Raw genomic sequence first — 26,487 nt, forward strand, 5'->3', positions numbered from 1 at the left:
CTCAAAAGTTTCATCTAATGAAACTTAATTTCATAATATAATTCTATATTATAGTAATTCGCAATATAAATCTATAAAAAACAGCCCCCTCTAAGGCGGACTGCTTCATAACTTAAAGCTTATAGATAGCAGAAGTATAGCGCACAGATAATTTAAATCTTATACAAAGTAACTTCATAGTCTGCAAAAACCTTCCCGATCATCTCCTCCACCACACTCCACTCCCCGTTCGCCAGCCCGCAGCCAATGTTGTAAGGGAGAGCGACAGACAGCCCCTTGGCCTGCGCTTCGGTCTTCAGTGTGGTTAGCGCTTGCTCCAGCGCAGCATAATCGGTATACCGGATTTTGCTTCTTCCATAGTTAAGCTGGCCGAACAGATTCGCCGTGTACTTCGCGCCCGTCTGCACCAGCTGGCAGTGTCCAAGCAACCCGTCAGGCGTGTACTGGTCACAGTATTTTTTATACTCAGGATATAAGCTCGGATAGCGGTCCCGCAGAATCTTCGCAATCCCCGACCCCATCACCCCCTGACAATTCACCTGGTGCCCTAGAATATCTTCACTGGCCTCTAATAGATCGCCGTTTACGATTTGGATGGTCATGGTTCTCTCCTTTTTGTTGTGACTTTGGTGTTTGGTTACCTTTTATAATCCCATCATGTCCTGGAGCTTGTCCGCTGTCTCCAGTACAAACTCATCTAGTTCCGCTTCCTTCATATAAACTGGTTCGTAATCTATCGGCACTTCAGTGTTGCAATAAAAGTGAATGATATTCTGTATTTGTTTAAAGGTCTGGCCTTCAGGAAAGAACGGTAAGTATTCAGGATATTGCTGAATATGTTGCACGTCGGTCCAAAACACATGATCGCCATGCAGCTTCAAATATTTGAAGTCCAGCCAGTACCAGTCCCGCTTCACCAGCTGATTGTATTCGGGAGTACCTTTTACGGCTTGATGTTCCGGCTCCTCCTGCTTAACCCTGGTCAACTTGATCCATTCGACATCCGTTATAAGATGACAGTAATACCCCCAATAGTAGGAGCCTACACTAGAAGTAAGATCAACATCCTTTAATGCATACTGCTCCCGGAACAGCTCAGGCTGAATCCCCTGTCCGCCCTTAAAGTGGGTAACACTCTTAGGTATACGCTGAAAGGGAGAAAGATTCCCCTCCTCATCAACGATCCCACAATCCGGGCCAATATTTCCTACCAGAAAATCAACCTTGGATACCGGAACCCCCGCCTTCATTAAGGCTTCAGCTATTCTAAAATGAGTAACCCACGTAGCCATGTAACATTCCTCCTGAGACTAACTATACTCCTGTAGTACACACTTTACCTACACATACCACTTCCTCTGCGCCTCATACATCGTCCGGTACTCACCCTCTATGCTCATTAGCTGCTCATGCGTGCCGTCCTGCACGATCCTTCCGTCCTTCATCACGAGGATTCGGTCCGCGAGCTTCACAGAGCCTAACCGGTGGGAGACGAGGATTGCGGTTTTATCCCGGCACAGGGCGGCGAAGTCGTTATACAGACGGGTCTCCTCCAGGGGATCTATGGCCGCTGTAGGTTCATCCAAGATCATATAATCGCTGTCCCGGAACAATCCGCGCGCAATCGCTACACGCTGCCACTGGCCGCCGGATAGATCCGTGCCCCCGAACTCGCGTCCCAGCATCGTATCTAGCCCTCTCTTAACCCCTTCACCGGATAAAAGCACCCCGGCCTCCTCGCACACGGATACTACTGCGGCATCATCTGCTGGTTTGTAATATTGGCTGATCCGCACATTCTCCCGTAAAGTCCCATTATACTTGCGATAATGTTGAAAAACAGCCGACGTTCGCTCATAGCTAGTCCGCGAAGCCTCCACGTTCCCGTACCATACTTCCCCTTCCGTAGGCGGGTATAATCCCATAATGATGCGGCACAGCGTGGTCTTCCCGCTTCCATTCTCGCCTACAATCGCCAGCGTCTGCTTGTTCGGAATGATCAGGTCAATCTCCTCCACCGCATTTCGGGTCGCCAGCGGATAGCGGAACCGGACAGCTTTTAGCTCAATATCACTATCTGCGGTCCTTGGCAGGTTATTAGTCGCATGAACAGGTTCGTCGATGAAATCCAGAAAATTCTCAACAGACCCGATATTCTCCGTAGCCCAGGCGATTCTCTCGGTGATCAGCTTGTTCATGAACCGGTACAGACTGCCAATCGAAGCCAGCACCGCCGCAAAAGCTCCAATCGAAATCTCCTGCTTCATCACAGACACAAACAGCATATACACAATCAGGCCGTAGCCCATAACCGTCACTATATTCAGAATGAGCTGCACGAGATGCTTGCGTACCTGCGTCCGAAGTACAATAGCGTTCAACCGTTGCAGGGCAGAGGTATACAGATTCTCGAAAAATGCAGTAGCCCCCAGCAACCGGGTCTCTGAGAGATACGCTTTGTCCGTCAAGCACCGTTCATAGTAGTCACTTTCCCGCCGGATCGGGGCAGATGCCGCCTCCAGATTCTTGAATGCTGACATCAGCACCCATTGAGAGAGCATCACCGGAACGAATACGACGACAATACTTAGCGCAAGCACTGGCTTGAGCGTGAACAGATACCACCCGATGAACACGAAATAAGTCGTATAGTAGAACAGAATGTCCAGTAAGGTCGTCCCGATCCAGATCAGCTTGCCGCTCCCGTTCACAGCCTTGTGGATATAATCCAGCCGCTTCGTGTCCTCGAATTCAGAGACCTGTAACGAATCTACTCTCTTAAAAATCATCAGATTCAGGTGCTTGCCCACGCTTAGCCCGTAAATCTCCTCATAACAGTTCCCTAGTCCATCCATGACATGATAGAACAGATACACAAGCGCCAGAATGCCCAAGGAAAAGAGAATCATTTTGAAGTCTATTCGATCTGTAGCATAAGCAGCAGCCGCATCCAGAAACCTCTGCATAAATAACACCTGAAGCACCCAGGAGACCGCCTGGAGCAAGGCAATGCCGATATACGTATAAGACATCCCGGGATTCACCTGGAATAAAAGCCGCAGGCATCTGACCCCGTTCCTCAGGAACCACTGCCCCTGTATTCTATCCATGCTGCACCTTACTCTCTGCCTCATACCACGACTTCTGGCTGGCGAACATCTTCCGGTATATCCCGTCCGGCTGTTCCAGCAATTGCTCATGGGAGCCCTGCTCCGCAATCCGCCCGCTACGCACCACCAGGATCTCATCCGAGATTCTCGCAGCGCCCAGCCTGTGGGTGATGTATATGGTGAACCGGGCTGCGCGGATGCTGCTGAACATTTCATATAGTCTGCTCTCTTCTATCGGGTCCAGGGCAGCCGTAGGCTCGTCCATGATATGGATGGCAGAATTAGAATACAACAGTCTGGCTATCGCCAACCGTTGCCACTGTCCGCCGGAGAGGTCCAGGCTGTTCTTTTGGATTTTGCCAACATAAGTATTGAGACCGGATTCCAGCCCCTGGACCATCTCACCCAGATTCATCTTGCTTATACTGTGACTGATTCGCTCTTCATCCTTCTTCAAGATATTCCCCAACCGGACATTATCCTGGATCGTCAGCGCGTACCTGGCGTAATTCTGGAAGACCACTACGATGATGCTTTTCAGCTCCGGATAGCTGTACTCCCGCAGATTCTTATGATTAATGAATATTTCGCCCTCGTAGTTATCGTACATCCCCGTGAGCAGTTTGATCAGGGTGGACTTACCGGCCCCGTTCTCCCCGACAATGGCATAGCTCTTCCCGCTAAACATGGTGAACGAGCATTGATTCAATATGTATCTCTCCGTATCCGGGTAGCGGAAGCTCACCTGCCTGAATTCCAGCGATTGAAAGACGAAGCCGCCCAACTCCACAGGTAGAGCAGCAGCATCCTTCTTCTCACTGAGTCCGGCAAAAACAGAGAAGTCCTGCAGATACTCCTTCATCCGCGCATGCTCCTGCATCGTCTCGGCTAACTGCCAGGACATCCTCTGCACGAGACTGAAGATCGCGGTCACCAGCGAGATGTACAGGCCAATCGTTAGCTCACCCAAGTGCAGTGCAGGTAACAGCAAGGCCACTATAATGATGCCGATCAGCAGGGCGATGATCGAGCCGCTTTTCAGATGAATGAAGCTTCGGATCTGTATCTTCTTCTCCACCGCGTACGTCTGATCATACAGCTTGTCGTACCGGTCCCTGAGCGCCGGACTATACCCGAATAAACTGCGCTCCTCCGCATCCTCCCGGCTGGTCAAAATATTGGCTATATCCGCACTCCTCCTCCGTATCCGCTGCGCATCCATCCCCAGCACATAATTCGCCTTGCCCGTCTTCATGGCGATATAGAACAAAGGCACCGCAACCAGCACAATCACAATCCCCGTAATGAACGTGGACGACATAACAATCACAAGCAGCGAAGCGGTTCCGATCAGCAGATTCAGTCCACTCATCATATTGTTGAACCCGCCCATGAAATGACCCACCGGATCTCCGCACACCCTATGGATTAACTCCGAGGTCTCCTTATTCTCAATATGCTGGTACGCAAGCCGCGCCTGCTTCAGCACCATCTCCCGCTTTAGCCGCACATTCAGCCGATTGCGCCCCGTCAGCTCAACCAGCTGCATCAGGCTGGGAAGCAGATGAGTGACGATCACATAACCCATAATCAGCGCAAGCGGCCTATAGATGAACGAATACTCCGCCCGGCCATTCACAATATCGGTCGCCGTATTAATGAAATAAGCCATCACCAGCGTCTGATAAGCAGGCATCAGAGCATCCACCAGCATATACCCCACCGCCGCCACCGTCTGCACCGGAATCACCCGAAGCGGAATCCCGATCAGATCGAATACTGTATATTTTCTTGAAGTAAGCATGTGATCTCCTTGTTGGAATGAATGATATTAGGGACGAATCACAATAGGAAAACTCGCAAAGCGTGCCCTAATTCATAGTATCATTTCCATACGGGAGGAATAACCTGTCAGATTATAGGGGTTAGTCTTTCAAACTAATGCAAAGAGCTGCCGGGAATCTCCCGACAGCCTAAGTACTCACTCCCTCCTCCATCTACAACGTAGAATAATAGAGAAGATTAAGGCCATTATACACAATATGCACCACGACTCCCGGCCAGATGGAGCCTGTCTTGCGGAACAGGTATGCCACCAGAACGCCGACCATGAATGCGTCTAACAGGATCACGGTGAATCCATGAACCACGCCGAAGATTGCAGCGCTGCCTACGATTCCGGCCCATGGGCCATAACGGTTCAGGGCATTGGCAATGACGCCGCGGAAGACAAATTCCTCGCTGAGCGGCGTGAGGATGGCCCCGGTGATAATCAGAATGAAGAGCGAGAGCGGACCGCCTTGCGCTGCTGTCTGGAAGTCTGCCTGGGTGTTGATCTCGGTAATAAAGTGATAATAGATCCCTTCGATCACAAAACATCCCCCGAACGCGGCAATCCCGATGACGACCGCCACCAGCAGCCATTTCCGCTCCGTCCTCCGAAACCCGAAAGCACGTAAATTGCGAATCCGCAGGGCGTAGGCTGCAAACAGAGCCAGGAAGCCAATCAGACCATTGCCCGCCCCACCGATATTAATACGCAAGATGGCTTGCTCATCAGGAATTTGAAGCATCCAGACACCAAGGAATACGACGCCGATCATATAGAGGGACAGTGCAGTTAGAATCTCCGGCCAGCCGGGCCGGGTGTGAGTCATTTCAGACATGGAAGGGCTGCTCATTGCCATTCCCCCAGATCGTGACCATTTATACACATACTATTTTCCTCCTACTCTTCTCATCGAAGCTCTATTGTGCTGCTCAGACCTATCCTACCAACCCCGCCGGAACGGAACTTAAACGAAACGCTGAATTTTGGCTTAATTTTGTCCCCGCTGTTTAGGTTCTGTTAAGATAACTATGCTATTTTGAACTAGGGTGACAAAATGCCAAATCTATCCGCGATTAAAATCGCGATCATTGACGACGAACCTTCGATCATCACCATGCTGCAAATGGTGCTTCGCCGCGAAGGTTTTCAACAACTATATGGGGCTTCCACTTGTGCTGAAGCTATCAGCCTGGTGCAACGCGTGGTCCCCGATATCGTCCTGCTCGACATCATGCTTCCCGACGGCAGTGGGCTGGAGCTCTGCTCCAAGATCCGCGAATACGGGAATCCTTATATCCTGTTCCTGACAGCCAAGGCCACTGATCTCGATATTCTACGAGGCTTCGCCATGGGCGGGGATGATTATATCACCAAGCCCTTCAACCCCCTGGAGGTGGCCGCAAGAATTCAAGCGCGCATACGCCGGTTGGAGCCGGAAGTCCTGGCGTCCGCTGCTGCGAAGGTTCCCGATGCAGGAATTTACCGGTTCGGCCGTTTCACCGTTAACGAGGCGGAGGGTGAGTTGACTGTAGAGGGACAGCCTATTCCTTGCCCTGCACAGGTCTTCCAGCTATTACTGCACTTCTGCCGGCATCCCGGAATCGTCTTCTCCAAAACCCAGCTCTACGACAAGGTATGGGGCATCAACGGCCAGGGCGATGATTCGACCGTGATGGTGCATATCCGCCGCATCCGGGAGCGGATCGAAATCGATCCCGGCGACCCGAAGCTGCTGCTTACGGTACGCGGACTCGGCTACAAGCTGGTGAAGGAGCCGGGGGATCGATGAAAATCCAGCAGCGCATGGCCTTCCATTTCACGTATCAGTTGATTTTCTATGCTCTAGCGATTGTGACCCTTGCCTTGGCTGCCTGCATCATGTTATTCCAGAACATGACCAGCAATGAGATCCGCCGGAACTTTCCGGTTGGCGTCCTGGAGCAGATTGCCCAAGAAGCCCAGTACAAAGACGGGAAGCTTCACATCTTCTCCCAGTGGAACAAGCTTATTGAGGAGAAAGAGATGTGGCTGCAGGTAGTTAGTGCCGAAGGAGAGGTCGTCTACAGTATCAATACAACTCCCTACCCTGCACTCCCTGCCTCCTACTCCACTGCTCAATTGCTCAATATCCAGGAGACACGGCGACTGGGAGCTTATGCTGTGCAGACACAACTGAACTTCTCGTTTCAGGACCCGCTTCTATATGTACTCGGCTATCCAACCCCTGACCTGGACCAGCTCACGGCGTGGTTCAACGCTTACGGACAGCAAGGAAGGATAAGAAGTGAAGCCGTTCCCCTCTTGGAACAGCAGCTTCGGGAGACTGGCAGTTATCTGCAAGTGATTGATTCTGAGAGTAACACCGTACAAGGCATTGGTGATCAGACGTATGCACCAAAAGCATATCGGCCCCTGGACATTCTCGCCATCCAGCAATCTCCAGACAACTATGACGCGGGGATTGCGGCCCACCGGGACGAGCTGAGCGGAATGACCTGGATCGTCTACACGCCCCATGCAGCAGGACTCCCCCTGAAGCATCCTGTATTGGAAAATGTAACGCCGAGACTCATCTGGACTGCCGTGCTGATCCTGATCCTCGCGCTGTCGGTCTCCATCTGGCATGGCTACCGCTTCGGGCGGCCCCTGATTCTGTTCGCAGGCTGGTTCGAACGGATGGGCCAGGGCCAGTACGATGAGGTGCTGACCGCCAAGGACAAGCGCAAGGTCTTCCGCCGTAATGGCACTATGCGAACCCGCAACAGGCTCTATCAGGAAGTGATTCAAGCCTTTTATCAGATGACTCATCAATTGGCGCAAATCGAGAGGGACCGCAAGAGGCTGGAGAAGGAGCAAGCGGAGTGGATGTCAGGGATCTCCCATGATCTGCGCACACCCCTGGCCACGATTCAAGGCTACGGGTATATGCTGGAGAAGCTGCCTGAGCAATGGAGCCAAGAGGAAATGCGGATCATGGGCGCGACCATCCGGGAAAAAGGGGATTACATGCTGGAGCTGATCTCCGACTTCTCCCTGATCCATCAGCTTAAGCAGAGCGATTCCATCATGGTGCGCCGGGAGACAGATCTGACAGAATTGGTGCGCCGCTCCGTATTAAAGTACGTCAATGACGCCACTATGTCTGAGTATCTATTTCAGTACACCGGGGAAGAGAATTCCCTGCTCATACAGGCAGACGTAACCTGGTTACAGCGGCTGATGGACAATCTGCTGTCCAATGCCGTCAAGCATAATCCGCCCGGCACAACTATTACCGTCACTCTTGCCCGCGTCAACGATAAAGCTTGCATTCGGGTACTCGATAATGGAAAAGGGATGGACGAGGAAACACTGCATCATCTATTCAACCGCTACTACCGCGGAACCAACACCGAGGAATCCACCGACGGCTCCGGCCTCGGCATGAGCATCGCCAAGACCATCGTGGAGGCACACGGCGGGGAAATTAAGGTACATTCGACAATCGGGCAGGGCACGGAGTTTGAGATTGTTTTGCCATGCTAAAATAAGGGCACCAGTTCTAATGAACTGGTGCCCTTATTCCCGTTAAGGCTGAATACTAACCTTGGTCGCGTACCACTTCCCGGATTTTAATTTCAGCGTTAACTGAACAGGTTCTTTGAATGCAAAATTATTATCTTCATATTTCTGAGTTACATATACCTTTGAACCTGCGAAGAAGTGCAGCGGCAATACAAAGCCGATATGATGAGAGCTTGAATGATACTCAAAAGCATCAGATGTCATCCCGCGTTCAACAGGATTTATTTTGCTGTATACTGAAGGACTCATGTAGATCATATCAGCGTCCTTCTTCATCGCTTCTTCTAATATGATTTTGGTATCATGCGATATCCATGCCCCAAACGCGATGTAGGCAATAACAAATAGAAGAATGAATGAAAGGAGTAGGTTTCTCTTATTCATGGGTACCTCCGTTTAAAAATACTGATGTTGAAAGATTCAGAAAACAATTCCATCCTTCTGTAGAGTATACTCTGTAGATATACCAGTTTATATCTTTTATTGTTGAACACAAAGTACTTTAACAATGAAGGAGATGAGCAAGTGGATAGTATTCTAGAGAGCCTGTATCACGGCAACTTGCATCCCGATGAAAATATCATACCCGATGCCCCACAGTACTCCATTTTAAGAAAAAGAACATATGACATCATAGAGGTTTGGAAGAAGCGGCTTTCAGCGGAAGAATTCGACGAATTAGAAGCGCTGTTAGACTTGTATGGCCAAACTCATGGCATGGAGTTGGCGGCTAGTTTCAAGCATGGATTTCGCTTGGGAGCGGGGATTATGGTGGAGGTATTATCGGGGGAGGGGGCCTGCTGGCAGGTTGAGTGCATTTCCAGACAAAGCTAAGAGTAGTTAACAGGATATTGGTCCCAGAATCCGATGCATTTATAGTCACATTTCCATTTTAAAGCCATCCCTGTTTCCTCACACTTTTATATTCATTTAAATCCTGCTTCTCCTTATCAGATCTATGATCTAGCTAAAAATCCAGCCATAGAACATGACTGGATTTTTATTTTATTGTAATTGATTAATTTATGTGGGCCTTTGGTTGCCACAGGCCACCAATCCGCATCACTTACAACTGTCATTGTAATTTCCCCTTTATAGGATGCTCCTGGACCTCCAATAGAACCAGGCGTCAGTCTGTGACCTACATGAACACCTCTAGGAATTCTATACATACCGTTATCTTCAATGTAAGCGTGTATATCTGCCCCTCCTTTGGTGTTATGGTCGGCATCAATATGTGTGTTGAAATCCACTACTACTGTACCATTTGGAGCCTTCAGATCTTCCCCATAGTTTTTTCCGCCAGTGCCTGGATCACGATGGAAATCCCAACTTGCAGTTGCTTCGTGAAGCTTACTTTGATCAAAATCAGATTTATCCGGGAAGCCTGGAACTTTATCACTCACTTCAATCAACCTCCTTAGTTAAATGCAAATGTAGTATTAATTCTAAAATGTGAATTTATTCACAACTTATCGAGGAGTTATTTCAAAAAAAGAAAATCACAGGAAAGATAGCCCGCTTTTCTTGCAAGAAAGCTAACCTAACCTGACCTTCTGTCATAATTCTCATCTGAATTACAACATTGTTCGACTACTGCTTTTGTTAACCTTGGGGTCCATGACCGAATCCCGAGTACCTCAATTTCCGCTGTGTTCGTTGCCTGACTTTATCCGGATATATAATTTCTATTGTTTGACCGGTTCTCATCCTCATGACCGATATTCTTCAAATCCAAAAAAGAACATTTGTTTGCATTTAAATCAAACAAATGCTCTCTAAATAATCCTGATTATATGCGTTAACTCCCATAATTATGTACTTTTAATGTCTTCAATCTATATATCCCAAATATAAGAATTAATGTTTAGACGAATTACATTTTTCGTCTTAGGATAGTCAAGCAACATTACAACATTAATACATATTTTTCAATGAAAGGAGAAAAGAAACTATCAAGTTGTCGGATACATAAATGGTTATAGAAATAACTTATGAAAAACATTATGTGAGGAGATTAATATGAAAAAAATCATTATGTTCTTAACAATATTCATGTGCTTTGTAGCAACTACTGCATTTGCTTCTCCGTCAATTACTGGTTTACAATTTGATGGAACAGTATACAGTGGCACCACTACTGTTCGCAATTACGACACTAATGAGCTCATTGCATCTGAGCCTATTAATGCAAGTTCAATCAAGCTACAAGGTGCAGGAGGATCATACACTGGTAGTGACGGTTCTCCTAATGTAGTTAATGTAAGTATTATTACTGATTCTGGGACTTATCCTATAGGTACCGTGGGATACAATAATGTAATATCAGTGGGTTCGTATCAAAATATCAATAAAATAATATTAACTGGTACTAATAGAGCAAGTTCTGTTAATGTCTTCATAACTATAACGCCGGCGGAAACATCAACGCCAACGCCTACACCAACGGCCACACCGACACCAACACCAACGGTAGCACCAGAACCTACATCAAACCCTACTCCAACACCAGCATTGAAACCAACTCTTGATGTAAATATTGCTCCAGAAAAAATCGGTTTAGGCAAGGAGTTCACTGCAGATATATCACTAAAAAACGTGAAGGATATTTATGCTGAAGATTTTGAAGTGAAGTATGACAAGGAGCATTTAGAGTATCTCGGATTTGAAGAGATAAATGGTTATAAAGTATACAATAAACCCATAGATCAAAACGGCGCCGTCCGCTTTGTAGTAGCCAGTCAAGGCGAAGAATACGGCATAAACAAAGACACAGTTGTCGTAAAGCTCAAGTTTAAGGCCAAATCCAAAGGCACAGCCATTATCGATGCAACTAAAGCGAGGATTGCGGATACCGAAGAGGAATATGACTTGGAGAGAGATAACTGCCTGGAAGACAGTGTCATCATTGAGGCAACGGACGTCAACAAGTCAGGTACTTACACCCTTGTTGACCTTGCAATTGATGCCAGATACTTCAAGTATTTCGCCCCCGATGTTGATCCGGTAAAGTATAATGCTCAGCAAGCCGGTGATGAATATGTGAATGATGATGACCTGCTATTTATTGTTGATCAGCTTTTGAATAATCCGGATTACTTACCTAATACCTAAAGAACGCTAACAAAATGTATATGAGGGGTGTAATAATTGAGAAAGTTAAAACTATTGTTAGCTTTAGTGTTAATGTTTGCTGCTTTGCCTGTACAAGGTGTTTTTGCAAGTGTTGGTCCAGGTACGGTATATATTGATTTTGGTAGTAATGGACAAGATATAGCTAATTTTAAATTCACCGGTACAGGTACTGGAACAGATCTTAAATTTTTTGATATTAATGGGAAGCTATTTTTCGGTACTCCAGTTGGTTCGCCCGTGCCTTTAAGTGGTAGTTTTATAAATGCGCATTCGATATATGTTATGCGATACATGCAAGTAACACTTAATGCAGGAGCTACTCTTACAAATGTGTCGTGGACTAGCTCAACAGGAAGCACTGGAAACACTACGAACATTTCGACTACCAACCCCCTTCTAGACCCATCGCCGACACCAACGGCAACACCGACAGCTACGCCTGAACCAACAGTTTCTCCTACACCTAGTCCTTCACCGACAGCTACTCCGGAGCCTACTGCAACAGTAACACCAACGCCTTCAGCAACGCCGGTGCTGACTGCAACGCCAAAGCCAACTACGACACCAGAACAACCATCAAGTGACCGAGCGCTGCTTACAGTTACGTTTATCAACGGCACCGAAAAGGAATACGACCTTCCATTCGCTGAAGTTGAAGCATTCGTAAACTGGTATGATGCCCGTGATGCAGGCAGAGGCCCAGGCTCGTTTGCAATTGATAAGCACACGAATAACAAAGGCCCTTTCAAAAAACGTAAAGATTATGTAGTTTTCGACAAAATCCTAACCTTTGAAGTAAGTGAGTATACAACAACCTAATAAGTAGTCCCAACACTTACCTCCTCTATCCAAAGTAGCCAAGAGCTATAATTGGATAGAGGAGTTTTTTGTTTGAACACGCCATTTAATGATTATCATAAAGGCATCTATGTTTGGAGGTGGATAACATGTGTGGACGCTTTACAATCACAATAACCCTGGAAGAGATACTATCCCATTACCTAATAGATGATAGCAAAACAGCTACCCTTCAGCCAAACTATAATGTCGCACCTATGCATAACATCCCAGCAGTGATCGCGACTAACGATGGCAAACGTCTTGAGGAGCTTCGTTGGGGGCTTGTACCTTTCTGGGCCAAGGATGACGAGGTCGGCAGCAAGATGATTAATGCTCGAGCTGAGACCGTTGCGCAGAAGCCTGCTTTCAAACGTTTGTTGAAGTCCAAACGCTGCATCATACCAGCGGATGGATTTTACGAGTGGAAAAAGGACGGTTCCACCAAACAGCCCTACCGAATTTTAATGAGTGATGGCAACATATTCTCCTTTGCCGGATTGTATGACACATGGGAAGATCCGGAAGGCAAGAAAATCAGCACATGTACCATCATCACCACAACCCCAAACAGTTTGATGGCAGATATACATGACCGTATGCCAGTGATCCTCTGGTCGGAGGATGAAGCCGATTGGCTGGAGAGAGATAATGACGATATCGAATCCTTATTAAAGCTGCTGAGGCCATATGATGCCTCAAAAATACGGGTTTATAAAGTCCCTTCGGCTGAAGGTAATGTGCGAAATAACTCTGAAGAATTACTTGAGGATATCGGATAAAAACAAGCCCGCCGGGCATGTGCCTGACGGGTTATTTTAAGTAGGCTCTGAATTCAAATCAATCTCGTCTGAACCAGCTTCCGGCGATCTTAATCAGGGTATTATATAAGCAATAAAGTAATGTCTTTTAGGTTCTATTCAATTTTTTCAGCAAACTCAGTAATTGGCAAACTCCCGTAAATACCAATTCGTTTAATTTGGTAATTCCCTTCAGAATCATTAGTACTAATATATTTACCATTATCAGTTGTAACCGCATATAAGTAGCCAGTATTTTTTATGGTATCAATAACATTTGAATTGTACCCACCTACTGGATATGCCATTACGTTGACAGGCTTATTCGTTATCGAAAATATTTTTTGTGCTGATGTCGTATACTCCAGACCTTCATCTACATCTGTTCTTCGAAGATCGATATGGTTGTAAGTATGACTTTGAAAAGAAATAATCCCGCTATCACTCATATTTTTCATTTGACTAACAGATAAATAATTAACATTTGGATTATCAATATACGAGCCAATCATAAAAATTGTAGCTTTTGGATTGAAAGAACTCGTTTGCATTCCTTGTAATATTTGATATGCCTGCATATTATTTGCGTAACCATCATCAAGCGTTATAATGATGGGCTTCTCATAATTTTTATAGTTAGCAATTTGATCAAAAGTTAACATGGTATATCCATTATCTTTAAGGTACTGCATCTGTTTTTCGAAATCCGTTGCCGATACAGCCCCAGTACTGGGATCACCAATTTCATGGTACATCAAGACAGGAACCTGTTTTGCTAACATATTAATCTTAACTTGACCAAGTAAAATTGAAGTTCCATCCACTAACTCACCATAAACAATTACATGATAAATTCCATCTCGATTGCTGAAGTCTGAAATATTGACCGTTGAATTCCAACGATTATTTACATTATCATATGTCATATCGTACCACTTAGAATTATCTATTCCATCATCATCTTTCCAAACAGCAAAATAAGCGCTTGTTAAATTAGGGTTAATCTTATACGCATATACAGGAAATGAATTCCCATTAATAGTTTCGTTGCTAGAAGTTGCAGGGTTTACATTAACTTTCGTATTTGAAATGAGATTGTTTGATCCATCTTCATTAGTCTTAAATATATTAATTTGATATTCACCCATTTTATAATCAAAATTTTGTATATCAATATTATCTACATACTGACCACTGGAATCTTTTGTCATCCCAAACCATTTCGCTGTATTTATTCCATCTTCAGTTCTCCAGACAGCATAAAATACCCCTTGAACATTTGGGAAATTTCTCGCATATAGGTCGAAATTAGATTTATATGTATTTGTTTCACTAGTCCTGACATCTAAATAATTAACCTTAAGCTCGCCGAGAAAATACTCTGCTTTCACGCTCGTTTGTCCTGGATAATTCGCGATTCCATTTTGATAAACAGTTATTGTGTATTCACCTGTGGCGTTAGAAAAATCGTTAAAATATACTTTTGAAGACCAGCGATACACATTACTACTATCTTTTTGCATTGAGTACCACTTTGCCGAATTTGACCCTTCCGAGGTTTTATAAACAGCAAAATAAGGACCAGTATCAATAGAATTATCCGCTTTATGCCACCCCATATACCATATATCACTCGCCGATACTTCAAAATAATCTTTTGTTGTATTGGTACTATCAACAACTAATTTTCCATTGCTAGTAATAGTATTAACTTGAGCCTGTGCTGAAAATGAAAATATACTCATACAAAACGTTAGTAATAAAAATGACAAGCATATTCTTTTTGTCATATTAAGATTCCTCCCACAAGTTAAGAAAACAGATTCAGCAAATACAGATGTAACTATCATTATATTTGTAATGGAACATTATGTATATGTAGGTAAGGAAAATTTTCCTTAATGCAAAAAAACACCCTGCCATTACTGACAGGATTAAATATGAGAAAAGTTATTCTGCTGAATATTCATCCACGCTGAACGTGAGGATCTTATCAAAGATTACATAATCTTTACGGGCGCTAAAGGGTCCTTTATTATTGTTATGTTTGTTGATCGCGTACTTGGCTGGCCCTGTTCCAGTATCTCTTGCATCATACCAATTCAAGAAAGCACTGACCTCTTCAGCCGAAAGATCATATTCTTTATCAAGACCAGTTGTTAGTGTAATAGTAAGTATAGCTCGTTCTCCTGAAGGTTCTGGATCGGGATGATTAACCTTTTGCGGGGTAGCCGATGCTTCATTTGAATTCAGACTTTCACTATTTCCATCCGTTGCTGTTACTACGTAATAATAAGTCATACCATTGATAACAGTATTATCCGTGTATGAGTTACCTGTAACATTGGAAGCGATTGAAGTGTATGGTCCTCCTGTATCGGTAGCACGCTTTACATTGTAACCAGTTGCACCTGTAACAGGTGACCATGTGAGATCAACCATCTTATTTTTCCCTACTGCAACTAGATCTAATGGAGCCTCTTGTTTAGAGCCGATTAACTCCATCTCACCTACCATAATACAATAGCTGTTATTTCCAATATTATTGATCAATTGGACTCTCCAATATCTGAAACTACCAGTAGGTTTCCATACAAATTCTTGAATAGTATCAATTCCTATTGCGGTACCTGAGTATTGTGTTTCCCAGTTCGAATTATCATTTGAGGCTTGCACAACAAAATCCTTCAAATCATATGCGTATTCGTATGATATATCAGCCTTATACTTCAACTTTGAAATGGATTGTTCCTTACCGAAATCAACAGCTATCCATTCGTTTTTTATCGTATTAGTAGAGAATCCAGCATTATTTTCGATCCAAACATTATCAAATGCTTTCTCAGGGCCAAAGTTCCGGGTATCGCCCGGTCTATTCCAAACACTACTTGCTGAAAACGCAGAATTTGGTAACCCATCCGTTAAATCTACTTCTCCAGCAGCATCAGCAAACGCATGATTTTGAAATACAAACATTGATAGTACCAAAGTGAAAGATATTACCGTCTTGATCATTACACTTTTCCAACGTTTCAAAAAATCCATCTCCTTTAATATGTATGCATCAAGCCTACACCATATTAAGGCGAACAAACAGTCTGTTTCTCTACAGAAATTTACAATAAACTTAAGAGTTATTGAGGTAAATTGTGGAATTGAACAAGAGATCAACCAACAAAAATGCACGAATTTAGTACATTGGTAAATTTGAAAGGAGTTATGATGGCAATTATTCCAGAACTAAAGGATGTTCATGTTTTTGCTGAAGGAGATGTGACCGGAGATTTTTGCGTATCCTTAGTTTTAGACATTGGTCCTGCAGATTTAACTGGTGCTGATCAATTCTATGCTACAATTGGGACTGCTCAAGGGATCGCGGATTTTCTAAGTACCAGACCATTTATAATTTGTAGAGGATTTGTGGTAGTTCCTGAATTCAACTTAAAAGCCATTAAAGATTGTATTCAAGTTAGTATTTTGGAATGTGCTAAGGATGACTGGGAACAAACTGCATTGTCAATTAACAGGCTTTTTCCTTGGGAATATGATGAAATGAAGAACTACAAACATTTTTCGCAAAATTAATAAAACCAAAAGTACCCGTGAGCCTTTATATTTAATGCTCATTTTAAAATGCATAGTATTATCCCTCTTATTCTGATAGACTATTTTTGCTAATTATTATCAGAATAAGGGGCTGTTCATCATGATGTTATTTATTTGGGGATTTATTGTAGTGCTCGTTATTGGTATTATTTTTGGAGCAAAAAAAGGAATTAAACAAGGGAATGAGCTAAAAGAACAAACCAAAAGCATCGGAGCGTTACAGGGGGTATTCGCAGAACATGTGGAGGGACTTGGCATTGGAAGTGTCGAGTGCAAAATTTTTAGATTTTCTGATCGTGTGCTTATTGATTCAGGCAGACAAAGATTTGAAATATATCTGGCGCAATTCAGAGCCGCTGAAGTTAAAAGTGAGCAAGAATTGATCGATAAAAGCAAAAGCGTTGTGGGTCGTGCAATGATTGGAACGCTTCTTGTACCTGGGTTAGGAACAATTGTCGGTGGAATGTCCGGAATAGGAAATAAAAAGAAAACTAGTCACTATATGATATTTAACTTTATAGATGCTCATGGTGAGTTGTCAGCTGTAACTTTTCAAGACACTTTTGCATTTGGTATGAAGGACTTCTGCCAAGGCTTAAATCATTCTCTGCCGACCGGCGAGTCCAGTGTCGTAAGACTGTAACCCATAGCCCGCCGACCAGTTAAGGTTGACGGGCTTCGGCCTATACTTTCGGACTGAACGCCCGGCCCTACTTTCAATCCACCACCAACACCCGCGGCGAAGCACTCTGAATAGACTTAGATGCCGCCCAACACCCCAATCCTGCGGCAATGACACTCAGGGGAATCATCGCAGTGATGCCTCCCCCGTTCATAATCAGCGGAACTTTAACAATCCCGTAATCCGACAGGATAACGTTCAGCAGTGGTGGCAGGCCTAATAAGCCTAAAGGTATACCTACCAAAGCTCCGATCCCCGATACGACCAGGATTCCGGTGGTTTCCGATAGACGGATCTGGCGGGAGGTCATGCCGATGGACTTGTAGATGCCGTAGGTGCGGCTCTCTTTCTTCATATTAATCCGGCAGATACTGTAGATGATTACGAACGTAATGATGATGAATAACAGCGCCATAACGGATACTGGCAGCACGATGATTTTGACCGCTTGGGAGAATACCTCATCCACCAGCGAAGCCTGACTGGCGATTCCGATTACACTGCCGTACCGCTCTTGCAATTCATTCACGAATGAATCGGTTGAAGTCCCCTCATGCAGATTCATGAAAGTGGTGTTCATCGCACTTCCATAGCCCGGATTACTATTTCTGATGACGTCGGCGGTAATCCGCCCCGAATTAGACATGTTCGCGATTGCCTGGTAGATCCCGGTGACGGTCAGCGTATGTTTTTCCCCTTCAATATAAATATCCGTTGTATCGCCTGCTTGGATACCTAGCGTTCTGGCAACATTCACACCAACCGAGATTTCATTGGCAGACACAGGGTTCTGTCCCTCCACATTCACATAGCCTATTTCATCATAGCTCCCATCCGCCACCGTCAGTAAGATCCCCATCGTATCCTGCTTCATGGCAGCCTCATCCTTCTGGGGAACCGGCACAACCGCATTGGCATCCCCGTACCGCGAGTAATTCTTCACCCTTGGATCAGAGAGGACTTCTTCTTGCAGCTGTTCAAAAGTCATTTTAGCCGGATTATCGATTCTTATGGACAGATCCGCCGAGTCATACCCCCACTTGGCAATGGTGCCATGGATGGAAGCAATACTGTATACGAACAGGAATCCAAAGACAAGTACAGCGGTGGACAACGTCGAGATCAGTACAATCAGCAGCGAGCCCCGGATATTCTTGGTGACGCTTCTTAGCCCGATAATCATCGAGGTGGGAAGAATACCTAGCTGCAGGAGCTTTCTTGTCCATGTTCCCTTGCCCCCGGATTGGTGGGAGTACTCCTTCTCGGACATGCCGTAACGAACGGCTTGGGCCGGCTCCACATGACGTGCCTTATTTGCGAACAGCAGGGCCGAGAGGAGAATAACCACAACGACAGCCGCGCCAGTCCACAGGCCTGTACTTGAGAATAAATCGTTCATCCCTGCTGATCCTGTACTGAGATAAGCCATGGAACTGGCAACAATGGTGCCGGAGAGAAGATTGCTGACCAGAATCCCCGGAATGACCGATACGAGCGCCAGGAAGGTGTATTGCGCAACATAAGCCATAATGACTTTGCGGGACGATAATCCGACAGATTTAATAATCCCGATTGTTCGATAGTTAGAGAGGATGGCATCGGCAATCGTGAATCCCAAGGTGTATAAGGCCACACAGACCATGACGGCAGCCAGAAAAATCATCACGAAGCTGATCACCTGATTCGCAATCATATAATAGGAAGACAAGCTCTCGAAGTCTTTAACGGACTCCAGATAAGGGGTCCCGAGAGACTGCTCGAATCTATCCCAGTAGGCCCTATGTTGGCTGTAATCCTCAAACCGTAGTCCGGTCATATACTTATCTTCGCCCGGCAAAAGGGTCATATGCTTAGTATAATCCTCATGATTCAGCCAGATTCTCCCGCTCGTCGCAAATGGCGAACAGTAGGAAATATCCACGACGACGGCCGCAACCTTTAGCCGTATGACACCTTCATCCGTCTTGAATTCAACCGAATCCCCTACATGGATATCATTAGAATACGCCAGCGAGGTGGGAATCCAGGCCGTTCCTGCTTCCGGTGTGCTCTGTTCTTCCCCTTCGACGAACTGCAGCCGGTCCACGGGAAAAGGCCCTTCGGGCGCATCCATCATGAACAAGTCCACATTCGGGATCTCTTCTCCAGCGTGCGACATACTGGACAGATAGCGGTAGCGCATCAGATCGGAGACCGTTACCCCTGACTGCTCCTCCCACCATGTATGTACCTGAACCGGATCATGGATGCCATTCTCCAGCTGCAATATTTGATGCGCGCCACGGGACTGGTCATGCATACTCTCATACATCCGGTTGGTGTTGTTCAGAACGGATATGGCCGTTGAGAGGAGCAGGGCTGCCAGCATGATGATGATCGCAATGAAGCTGTTTTGCACTTTTTTATGCTTCAGGTTCGTCCAGCATAGCTTCCATACCGCATACATCCGCTACCTCTCCTTCCCTGACATGAACATGAAAATTTGGTTTTCTCTCGCTTTCAATTGTTCCGGTGCATATTTGCCTAGCTCCAGAATCCCATCGATCGTGCCGTCTTTGACCAGGATTAGCCGGTCCGCCCTACATGCAGCGTGTATATCATGCGTCACCATAACAATGGATTGAGCATTCTGGTTCATCCCTGTCAAAAGATCCAGAATCACTGCACCCTGCTCTTGGCTTAATGCCCCTGTAGGCTCATCCGCAAAAATCACTTCCGGCGAATTGATCAACGCTCTGGCAATCGCCGCTCTCTGCTGTTGTCCTCCAGATACCTGGGACGGCAGGCGTCCGGCTTGAGCCCCGATTTCCATCTTGTGCAGCAGGCTTAATGCCTGCTCGTTCACCTCACTTTTGCTGCGGCCAGCCACGTACCCCGGGAAAGCCACATTCTCCAGCAAAGTGAAATCAGGAACCAGATTGATCGATTGATACACATAGCCGATTTTGTTGGACCGGAAATCCGTAAGTTCCTTCTCTGTGTATGCATCGATTCGCTCTCCCTTGAACATCACTTCTCCGGAAGTGATCCCGTCCAGACCGCTGAGGAGGTAGAGCAACGTAGATTTCCCCGAGCCTGAGCTGCCCATAATCACCGTAAAGTCACCTTGGTATACTTCGAGATTAATGCTTTTGGCGGCGAGAAATTGTTCATGGCCTGAGGAGTAAACTTTGCATAGATCAACAGTCTTGATTAAGACTTCTTTCCTGGGATTCTGTGTTATCACACAAGGCCGCCTCCTAAAATCAATCATATTCTTCTTCCTGCTCTTCGCCTAAATACTGTTACTGTTCGATCCTAAGATTGCCAGTGTCAGAGATAAGCTTGACAAGTGGCCCTCCCTCACCGATATAACCATCCTTATAACCCGGAAGCGTCACCTGAACGGTTCCAGAATCCGCAGAGAATTGAGTACGGAGCGCCTGAGGCGCTTCTGCTGTCTGGATGGTAATGTCTCCACTGTCCGAGGTGGCATGGATATCTTGACTAATGCGCTCAATCGAGGCGGTGATTTTCCCCGTATCTGTCTCAGCATGGATAATCCCCTCCTCTATATCCAGCTTGATAGCCCCTGAGTCGCTTACCACCCGGTATTCCTTCGCCAGGACGGGGCCGACATCTATTTTTCCGGAGTCCGTTACCACCTGCAGCTGGTCTAGCCGGGTCTCAGGAATCCCTACCGTGAGCTTAAGCTCCGTATAGATGTCAAAAAAGCGGTACCGGTTGTCTTGAAGCACCTTAATCCGGGTCTGCCCCTGATCCTGAGTAATGTCCAGCTTGTAATCCTTCATTAATGCCTTGGTCGTCTTCCCGCCTAAGGTTGCCTTGATCTCATCTCCCTGAATGGGAACCACATCAATCGTTCCAATCTCTGTCTGAAGAAGAACGCTGGTGGTCTGGTCCATCCGCACAGGTTGTTCAACCGATAGCTCATACAAATTAAATGGTGAATTGCCTAACAGATACAGCACTGCATTTCCAATGACTCCGGCAGCAATCAGGAGCAGAGCAAGTCTGGTTACGTTCCGGGATCTATTTTTCAAAAGAGGTCACATCCTTCTTAATAACTGTCAGATTATACTTCAGGTACCGGATCACAAGATGGTAATACAGCCGGGTGAGCTTTAGTGTTCCAAGGGCTACTAGCAGTCCCACACCAACCAGGCCCAGCATCAGGAAGATGCTATTGATAGACAACGCCACCGACTGATACTGAAGAATTAACAGAACCGGAGAAATAAGCAGGCAAATGGCAAAGACGAACACCCCGGCAATCACAGTCAAAGAGGTGATAAAAGGCAGCAGAACGATAACTAAGTTGAACAATCCTAAGCTCACCGTTGCCATAACCGCTCTCGTAACGCTTAAGAGCGTTGGGGATTTGTCCGCTCTCTCAATTTGCGACTGGGTCAGTAGTTCACGGGCGATCAACCGGGGGTGGCCCAGCTTGGAGATCACCTCTGCTTCTGACCGCCCGCTTAATTGGGCACACTCGAAATGCTCCCTGAATTCCCCCATAAGTTCAGCACATTCCTCAGGAGGAAGCAGCTTCAGATACCGTGCCAACTCACCCAGATAGGCCTCTTTATTCACTCCGATCCACCCCCAATAATCTCCTGCACTCCTATGGCAAAAGCATTCCACTCCTCTATCATCCCGTTCATGACTCTCCTTCCCTCATCGGTAATCTTATAGTACTTCCGGGGCGGCCCCTCGCCCGATTCAGATAAATAGGTGGAAAATAACCCTTCCGTAGCCAGTCTTCTTAATAACGGATAGATCGTGCCCTCCGCTATGGCGAATTTCTGCGAGATCTGCTCCACCAGCTCATATCCGTAACGGTCCTTCTGCGATGTTAAAACAAGAACACAAAGCTCCAGCACACCCTTCTTGAACTGAACATTCAATACTTATCACCACGCTTTATTTAGTACTGTGTAATACACAGTAGTTACTAATACAAAGATTACCATCCACTACTGTTTAATGCAAGGTAGTTGGAGGTAATAGTTATGATTGCGTTCATATCCATTCTCATCATTTATCTCTCGTTACAATTAGGCTTAATTCATTATGAATTTTTTAAGCTATGGGCATATGCCGTGATGGATATAGGTTATAGTCCATAGACTGTTGACGAGATAGTATTTGAGGAGGTTTACCCATGGAAACGAATTATCAACAAGTTGCCTGGAATTGTATGAATAAATATGTTGGTATTACTACAAGCGATGGTCAGTCTCACGACGGGTTTGTTGCTCATATCGATCAGAACTATGTTACACTTGCCATTCCCAGCAATGAAATGGTGGGCCAGATGAACGGAATGCCTGCTAACGCAACAACCTACAGACAATTCGGATACTATCCGGGTTTCTACCCGCGCCGCCGCTTTTATCCAAGACCGATCCCCTTTGGTGCCATTACAGCTTTGTACTTGCTTCCATTTTTTATTTAATAATGATTAGGGAATTCGTTATTGCATGGGCATCCGCCCAGTTCTTTATGTGGGCATTAGCATAGGATGATGTATAACCATTCGGGAGGTAACAAAGTGCTGAATAATCAAATATATCCAATGCAGCAACAAATGCCGCAAGCAATCATGGTCTATCCTATTGATCCCTATGTAGTAGAAACCTTAATGTCTGTAAAAGGTAAACAGGTGGTGCTCGAAACCACTCGCGGTGGGATTAGCGGCTGCTTAGTGGAAGTTAAGCCAGACCACGTTGTATTGGATACCAGGGGCCGGAAGTTTTTCGTACGAATCTGCGAGATTGTCTGGATTATGCCAGAATAGATTTTTGTGAGGGAGCTACGATATTAGAGATCCCCTCAGTGTTACCCTAGCTGGGCGCTGGGCGAGGAAGGCAGCCGACTTGTGATCAGACATGCGCTTGAGGCAGGAATCAACTTCTTCGATACCGCTAATTTGTATTCGCACGGTACCAGCGAGGAAAGTGTCAGCAGGGCGTCTCCACAATGAGAACTTGGCAGTTCGCCAAGGCCCTGCATCTCCAGAAACAGAACGGTTGGACCCGCTTCATCTCCATGCAACACAACTACAACTTAATCGCCCGCGAAGAAGAGAACGAGATGATCCCGCTCTGTGCCGACGAAGGGATACAGACCATCGTCTTCAGTCCGCTGTCTCGTGGGGTCCTGGCCCGGCCTTGGGGTACAAAAACTGCCCGCATGGCCGCAACCGTTGGGCATGAGGTAGCGATTCCAAGTGGGGGGAAGTGAATTGAACGGAGCAAGAGGCCCATGCGGGGTTGCATGGGCCTCTTACTCTGGTGTCTTTAATTAGGGGTCCTGACCCTTGAAGACCGTCCGATTACATTTAAGAAGCTTGCGTCGCATACAATCGTGCATAAATGCCGCCGCTACGCAGCAGTTCCTCATGCGTACCCATCTCGGCAATCTCTGTGCCCTCCAGCACGACGATCTGGTCGGCATGACGGACCGTCGATAGGCGATGGGCAATCACCAGTGTTGTGCGATCCTTCGATATTTCGTCCAGCGCCTGCTGGATCTCTTGCTCGGTCTTGGTATCCAGCGCCGATGTCGCTTCATCCAGAATGAGGATCGGTGCATTGCGCAGAATCGCCCGTGCGATCGAAATCCGCTGCTTCTGCCCTCCGGACAGTCTCACACCGCGTTCACCAATCACCGTATCGTAGCCTTGCTCCATCTGTGCTATGAAATCATGCGCTTTCGCCGCCTTCGCTGCGGCCATCACATCTTTCCCGGTCGCGTCTGCCCATCCATAAGCGATATTGTCATACACCGTGCCGTCAAACAGGAAGGTATCCTGCAGCACCATTGAGATATTGTCACGCAGGCTGGAGAGGGTTACATCCCGAATGTCGATGCCATCCACTTGAATTGAACCAGTCTGCGGGTCGTAGAACCGGTTAACGAGACTGGCTAATGTCGTCTTTCCTACACCGGTTGTACCTACAAGCGCCACCGTCTTTCCAGGCTCAATAGTCAGGTTCAGCCCTTCTAGTACAGGAGCACCATCCGGATATACGAATGTGACATTCTGAAAGGATATCTGTCCTTGTATACGCGGCAAATGGACTGCATTTCGCTTCTCCTGTATGTCTTCCTCCTCTTCCAGCACATCATATACCCGTTTAAGACCAGCGGCAGCTCGCCCGGACATTTCCACTAAGCCGGAAAAGGACTTTACCGGTTGATAAAACATACCCAGGTAGGCGATGAATCCGATGATATCAGCAATACTTACCTCGCCTGTTGCCATCAATCTGCCGCCTAGTATCACGACAAGCACGGTGCCCAGCGCGGTCACAAATGCCAACAACGGTACAGAGGTCTCATAGAACAGACTGGCACGCAAATAGGTCTTCGTATGTTTCATAGCCAGACGGGAAACGTTGCCCCGCTCCTCCTCCTGCCGATTGAAAATTTGGATTTCCTTCATGCCCGACAAGTTCTCCTGCACCTTGCCAGCAATCTCTCCCCGCGCCTTGGAATTCTCTCCCCATAGCGGTGACAAGCGTTTGCTTTGCCATATCGTGATCGCAAGCAGCAACGGAATTGTGATCAGACTGATCAGTGCCAGCTTCACATTGATCGTCAAGAGCAGGATGCCTACTCCGATAAAGGTAAGCCCGTTGATGATAAAGTCAGGAATGGCATGGGCAATGTAAATTTCCGCTTCCATCGCATCATTCACAACGCGCCCGGTCAAGTCACCCGTCCGGCTTCGATGGAAATAGCGCAAGCTCATTTGCTGATACTTGCTATATAATCTTGTTCTTAAATCTGCCACATAGTGAAGTGCCGCATAATGGTTCATATAGCCGGCCAGTGATGTTCCGATGGCTTGCAGACAGGTGGCTCCAAGCAGCAACAGACCAATCTTCAGCGCTTCCGCGGCAAACCGGCTGCTGCCTTCGGTCGCCAATTGTGTCAACGAGCGGAGTGCCCAAGGCAAATAAAACCCGGCAATCGTGGCCATCACGATACCGGCAAATCCAATGCCTAACTGCAGCCAGTATTTCCGTGCGCCCATCAGGACACGCCATGCGGTTCTCATGTGGCAATCGACTCCTTCTGTTCCTTAGCTTGCAGGAATCCTTGATCTGCTGCTTGGTCTCTACGCTTATCACGCAATAGCTCGTACGTCACATACACCGGCCGCCCTGTTCGCGGTTCCAGCATAATCTCGGCATCAATAGCGAACACCTCACGCAGCGTCTGCACCGTCATTACACGCTCTGGCGAGCCATGCTCCACCACCTGGCCCTCACGAATCGCCACCATATAGTCGGAGAAGCGCGCTGCCAGATTCAGGTCATGCAGCACCATCACAATCGTCACCTGCTGACTGCGATTCAGTTCATAGAGCAGTTCCAGCACTTCGAGCTGATGCGCCAGGTCCAGATAAGTGGTGGGTTCATCCAGCAGGATCAGATCGGTCTGCTGGGTGAGCGCCATCGCAATCCATACGCGCTGACGCTGACCGCCGGAGAGCGTATCGACCTCACGATGCTCAAACGCTGTAAGCTGTGTAACCGATAGCGCCCAGGTGACTACTTGCTTATCCTCTTTGGAGAGCTTGCCGAAACCCCGTTGATGAGGAAAACGCCCATAGGCGACTAATTGGCCGACCGTCAAGCCGCTCGGTGCGGTTGGCGTCTGCGGCAGAATCGCCATCTGCTTGGCGACTTCCTTGGTGGACAGTGTGCGGATATCGGCACCATTCAGATAGACCGTACCATTATTCGGCTTGAGCAGCCGGCCGACTGCCTTGAGTACGGTTGATTTGCCGCATCCATTGGGACCAATAATCGAGGTGATCTGTCCACGCGGAATCTGCAAATCCAGTTCTTTGACGATAAGTGTGTCATTATAGGCAATATCAATTTGCTCTGCTGTAATACTTTCCAT

Annotated in this window: 26 protein-coding genes and 1 pseudogene; 11 read left to right on the forward strand and 16 right to left on the reverse strand. The window is 46.6% G+C overall.

Annotated features, from left to right (window positions below; all coding sequences use genetic code 11):
* Nucleotides 1-152 precede the first annotated feature (152 nt).
* The 5 genes from NST69_RS21975 to NST69_RS21995 form a co-directional block, all read right to left on the reverse strand.
* Nucleotides 153-602: a macro domain-containing protein gene (locus tag NST69_RS21975; RefSeq protein WP_036724139.1), complete on the reverse strand. Its 450-nt coding sequence runs from the start codon at nt 600-602 to the stop codon at nt 153-155.
* A gap of 42 nt (nt 603-644) precedes the next feature.
* A complete protein-coding gene (locus NST69_RS21980; RefSeq protein WP_342547117.1) occupies nt 645-1,292 on the reverse strand; it encodes a hypothetical protein in 648 nt (215 codons plus the stop codon).
* Nucleotides 1,293-1,340: 48 nt separating this feature from the next.
* A complete protein-coding gene (locus NST69_RS21985; RefSeq protein WP_342547118.1) occupies nt 1,341-3,110 on the reverse strand; it encodes an ABC transporter ATP-binding protein in 1,770 nt (589 codons plus the stop codon).
* Nucleotides 3,103-4,914 (reverse strand): ABC transporter ATP-binding protein, encoded by a 1,812-nt coding sequence (locus NST69_RS21990; RefSeq protein ID WP_342547119.1) that lies wholly within the window; start codon nt 4,912-4,914, stop codon nt 3,103-3,105. The genes NST69_RS21985 and NST69_RS21990 overlap by 8 nt, the downstream gene beginning before the upstream one ends.
* A gap of 193 nt (nt 4,915-5,107) precedes the next feature.
* Nucleotides 5,108-5,791 carry a type II CAAX endopeptidase family protein gene (locus tag NST69_RS21995; RefSeq protein WP_340950960.1) on the reverse strand — a complete coding sequence of 228 codons (684 nt, stop codon included), beginning with the start codon at nt 5,789-5,791 and terminating at the stop codon, nt 5,108-5,110.
* Between the two features lie 204 nt (nt 5,792-5,995).
* Here NST69_RS21995 and NST69_RS22000 point away from each other — a divergent pair, with 204 nt between their 5' ends.
* Together NST69_RS22000 and NST69_RS22005 are read left to right on the forward strand one after the other, a co-directional pair.
* Nucleotides 5,996-6,730, forward strand: coding sequence for a response regulator transcription factor (locus NST69_RS22000; RefSeq protein ID WP_339250082.1), 735 nt, complete (start codon nt 5,996-5,998; stop codon nt 6,728-6,730).
* Complete coding sequence (locus NST69_RS22005; protein ID WP_339250084.1) at nt 6,727-8,466, forward strand: HAMP domain-containing sensor histidine kinase; 1,740 nt, start codon at nt 6,727-6,729, stop codon at nt 8,464-8,466. Before NST69_RS22000 ends, NST69_RS22005 begins: the two co-directional genes overlap by 4 nt.
* Before the next feature lie 42 nt (nt 8,467-8,508).
* Here the strand turns inward: NST69_RS22005 and NST69_RS22010 are convergent, their stop codons facing one another.
* Nucleotides 8,509-8,889 (reverse strand): hypothetical protein, encoded by a 381-nt coding sequence (locus NST69_RS22010; protein ID WP_339250086.1) that lies wholly within the window; start codon nt 8,887-8,889, stop codon nt 8,509-8,511.
* Between the two features lie 141 nt (nt 8,890-9,030).
* Between NST69_RS22010 and NST69_RS22015 the strand changes: the two genes are divergently transcribed.
* Nucleotides 9,031-9,339: a DUF6809 family protein gene (locus NST69_RS22015; protein ID WP_339250088.1), complete on the forward strand. Its 309-nt coding sequence runs from the start codon at nt 9,031-9,033 to the stop codon at nt 9,337-9,339.
* A 122-nt stretch (nt 9,340-9,461) separates the two neighbouring features.
* Here NST69_RS22015 and NST69_RS22020 read toward each other — a convergent pair whose 3' ends face one another.
* The gene (locus tag NST69_RS22020) at nt 9,462-9,911 is read right to left on the reverse strand and encodes a hypothetical protein (protein ID WP_339250090.1); all 450 of its coding nucleotides are present in this window, start codon (nt 9,909-9,911) and stop codon (nt 9,462-9,464) included.
* 616 nt (nt 9,912-10,527) lie between these two features.
* On the opposite strand from NST69_RS22020, the gene NST69_RS22025 reads away from it, so the two are divergent.
* From NST69_RS22025 to NST69_RS22035, 3 genes are all read left to right on the forward strand, one after another.
* Nucleotides 10,528-11,619, forward strand: coding sequence for a cohesin domain-containing protein (locus NST69_RS22025; protein ID WP_339250092.1), 1,092 nt, complete (start codon nt 10,528-10,530; stop codon nt 11,617-11,619).
* A 36-nt stretch (nt 11,620-11,655) separates the two neighbouring features.
* A complete protein-coding gene (locus tag NST69_RS22030; protein WP_339250094.1) occupies nt 11,656-12,459 on the forward strand; it encodes a hypothetical protein in 804 nt (267 codons plus the stop codon).
* Nucleotides 12,460-12,587: 128 nt separating this feature from the next.
* Nucleotides 12,588-13,259 (forward strand): SOS response-associated peptidase, encoded by a 672-nt coding sequence (locus tag NST69_RS22035; protein WP_339250095.1) that lies wholly within the window; start codon nt 12,588-12,590, stop codon nt 13,257-13,259.
* Between the two features lie 134 nt (nt 13,260-13,393).
* Here NST69_RS22035 and NST69_RS22040 read toward each other — a convergent pair whose 3' ends face one another.
* The gene (locus NST69_RS22040; RefSeq protein ID WP_339250096.1) at nt 13,394-15,067 is read right to left on the reverse strand and encodes a GBS Bsp-like repeat-containing protein; all 1,674 of its coding nucleotides are present in this window, start codon (nt 15,065-15,067) and stop codon (nt 13,394-13,396) included.
* 160 nt (nt 15,068-15,227) lie between these two features.
* A complete protein-coding gene (locus NST69_RS22045) occupies nt 15,228-16,313 on the reverse strand; it encodes a discoidin domain-containing protein (protein WP_339250097.1) in 1,086 nt (361 codons plus the stop codon).
* A gap of 183 nt (nt 16,314-16,496) precedes the next feature.
* Here NST69_RS22045 and NST69_RS22050 point away from each other — a divergent pair, with 183 nt between their 5' ends.
* On the forward strand, nt 16,497-16,862 hold the full coding sequence (locus tag NST69_RS22050; RefSeq protein ID WP_339250098.1) for an Imm8 family immunity protein: 366 nt from the start codon (nt 16,497-16,499) through the stop codon (nt 16,860-16,862).
* Between the two features lie 121 nt (nt 16,863-16,983).
* Nucleotides 16,984-17,526 (forward strand): hypothetical protein, encoded by a 543-nt coding sequence (locus NST69_RS22055; RefSeq protein ID WP_342547120.1) that lies wholly within the window; start codon nt 16,984-16,986, stop codon nt 17,524-17,526.
* 73 nt (nt 17,527-17,599) lie between these two features.
* Here NST69_RS22055 and NST69_RS22060 read toward each other — a convergent pair whose 3' ends face one another.
* The 5 genes from NST69_RS22060 to NST69_RS22080 are packed head-to-tail and all read right to left on the reverse strand — an operon-like array spanning nt 17,600 to nt 22,472.
* Nucleotides 17,600-20,011, reverse strand: a complete 2,412-nt coding sequence (locus NST69_RS22060) for an FtsX-like permease family protein (RefSeq protein WP_342547121.1) — start codon at nt 20,009-20,011, stop codon at nt 17,600-17,602.
* Between the two features lie 3 nt (nt 20,012-20,014).
* Entirely contained in the window at nt 20,015-20,791 is a 777-nt protein-coding gene (locus tag NST69_RS22065; RefSeq protein WP_342547122.1) for an ABC transporter ATP-binding protein, read from the reverse strand.
* A 58-nt stretch (nt 20,792-20,849) separates the two neighbouring features.
* A complete protein-coding gene (locus NST69_RS22070) occupies nt 20,850-21,608 on the reverse strand; it encodes a DUF4097 family beta strand repeat-containing protein (protein WP_342547123.1) in 759 nt (252 codons plus the stop codon).
* The gene (locus NST69_RS22075; protein WP_342547124.1) at nt 21,598-22,158 is read right to left on the reverse strand and encodes a DUF1700 domain-containing protein; all 561 of its coding nucleotides are present in this window, start codon (nt 22,156-22,158) and stop codon (nt 21,598-21,600) included. The genes NST69_RS22070 and NST69_RS22075 overlap by 11 nt, the downstream gene beginning before the upstream one ends.
* A complete protein-coding gene (locus NST69_RS22080) occupies nt 22,155-22,472 on the reverse strand; it encodes a PadR family transcriptional regulator (RefSeq protein WP_342547125.1) in 318 nt (105 codons plus the stop codon). Before NST69_RS22080 ends, NST69_RS22075 begins: the two co-directional genes overlap by 4 nt.
* A 257-nt stretch (nt 22,473-22,729) precedes the next feature.
* On the opposite strand from NST69_RS22080, the gene NST69_RS22085 reads away from it, so the two are divergent.
* The 3 genes and pseudogenes from NST69_RS22085 to NST69_RS22095 all read left to right on the forward strand — a co-directional run.
* Entirely contained in the window at nt 22,730-23,023 is a 294-nt protein-coding gene (locus NST69_RS22085; protein ID WP_342547126.1) for a phosphatidylinositol kinase, read from the forward strand.
* Nucleotides 23,024-23,143: 120 nt separating this feature from the next.
* Nucleotides 23,144-23,365, forward strand: coding sequence for a DUF2642 domain-containing protein (locus tag NST69_RS22090; protein ID WP_341170308.1), 222 nt, complete (start codon nt 23,144-23,146; stop codon nt 23,363-23,365).
* 51 nt (nt 23,366-23,416) lie between these two features.
* Nucleotides 23,417-23,742: pseudogene (locus NST69_RS22095) on the forward strand (aldo/keto reductase); the annotation flags it as partial.
* Nucleotides 23,743-23,908: 166 nt separating this feature from the next.
* Here the strand turns inward: NST69_RS22095 and NST69_RS22100 are convergent.
* The gene (locus NST69_RS22100; RefSeq protein WP_342547127.1) at nt 23,909-25,633 is read right to left on the reverse strand and encodes an ABC transporter ATP-binding protein; all 1,725 of its coding nucleotides are present in this window, start codon (nt 25,631-25,633) and stop codon (nt 23,909-23,911) included.
* The gene (locus NST69_RS22105) at nt 25,630-26,487 is read right to left on the reverse strand and encodes an ABC transporter ATP-binding protein (RefSeq protein WP_342547128.1); all 858 of its coding nucleotides are present in this window, start codon (nt 26,485-26,487) and stop codon (nt 25,630-25,632) included. Before NST69_RS22105 ends, NST69_RS22100 begins: the two co-directional genes overlap by 4 nt.

Origin of the sequence: Paenibacillus sp. FSL P2-0089, from assembly GCF_038595095.1 — a bacterium.
GTDB lineage: Bacteria > Bacillota > Bacilli > Paenibacillales > Paenibacillaceae > Paenibacillus_AQ > Paenibacillus_AQ silagei.

Excerpts from the sequence above, each read along its gene's own strand:
- NST69_RS21975 (WP_036724139.1), bottom strand. The coding sequence starts at position 602 with ATGACCATCCAAATCGTAAACGGCGATCTATTAGAGGCCAGTGAAGAT.
- NST69_RS21980 (WP_342547117.1), bottom strand. The coding sequence starts at position 1,292 with ATGGCTACGTGGGTTACTCATTTTAGAATAGCTGAAGCCTTAATGAAG.
- NST69_RS21985 (WP_342547118.1), bottom strand. The coding sequence starts at position 3,110 with ATGGATAGAATACAGGGGCAGTGGTTCCTGAGGAACGGGGTCAGATGC.
- NST69_RS21990 (WP_342547119.1), bottom strand. The coding sequence starts at position 4,914 with ATGCTTACTTCAAGAAAATATACAGTATTCGATCTGATCGGGATTCCG.
- NST69_RS21995 (WP_340950960.1), bottom strand. The coding sequence starts at position 5,791 with ATGAGCAGCCCTTCCATGTCTGAAATGACTCACACCCGGCCCGGCTGG.
- NST69_RS22000 (WP_339250082.1), top strand. The coding sequence starts at position 5,996 with ATGCCAAATCTATCCGCGATTAAAATCGCGATCATTGACGACGAACCT.
- NST69_RS22005 (WP_339250084.1), top strand. The coding sequence starts at position 6,727 with ATGAAAATCCAGCAGCGCATGGCCTTCCATTTCACGTATCAGTTGATT.
- NST69_RS22010 (WP_339250086.1), bottom strand. The coding sequence starts at position 8,889 with ATGAATAAGAGAAACCTACTCCTTTCATTCATTCTTCTATTTGTTATT.
- NST69_RS22025 (WP_339250092.1), top strand. The coding sequence starts at position 10,528 with ATGAAAAAAATCATTATGTTCTTAACAATATTCATGTGCTTTGTAGCA.
- NST69_RS22035 (WP_339250095.1), top strand. The coding sequence starts at position 12,588 with ATGTGTGGACGCTTTACAATCACAATAACCCTGGAAGAGATACTATCC.
- NST69_RS22040 (WP_339250096.1), bottom strand. The coding sequence starts at position 15,067 with ATGACAAAAAGAATATGCTTGTCATTTTTATTACTAACGTTTTGTATG.
- NST69_RS22050 (WP_339250098.1), top strand. The coding sequence starts at position 16,497 with ATGATGGCAATTATTCCAGAACTAAAGGATGTTCATGTTTTTGCTGAA.
- NST69_RS22055 (WP_342547120.1), top strand. The coding sequence starts at position 16,984 with ATGATGTTATTTATTTGGGGATTTATTGTAGTGCTCGTTATTGGTATT.
- NST69_RS22060 (WP_342547121.1), bottom strand. The coding sequence starts at position 20,011 with ATGTATGCGGTATGGAAGCTATGCTGGACGAACCTGAAGCATAAAAAA.
- NST69_RS22085 (WP_342547126.1), top strand. The coding sequence starts at position 22,730 with ATGGAAACGAATTATCAACAAGTTGCCTGGAATTGTATGAATAAATAT.
- NST69_RS22090 (WP_341170308.1), top strand. The coding sequence starts at position 23,144 with ATGCAGCAACAAATGCCGCAAGCAATCATGGTCTATCCTATTGATCCC.
- NST69_RS22100 (WP_342547127.1), bottom strand. The coding sequence starts at position 25,633 with ATGAGAACCGCATGGCGTGTCCTGATGGGCGCACGGAAATACTGGCTG.
- NST69_RS22105 (WP_342547128.1), bottom strand. The coding sequence starts at position 26,487 with ATGGAAAGTATTACAGCAGAGCAAATTGATATTGCCTATAATGACACA.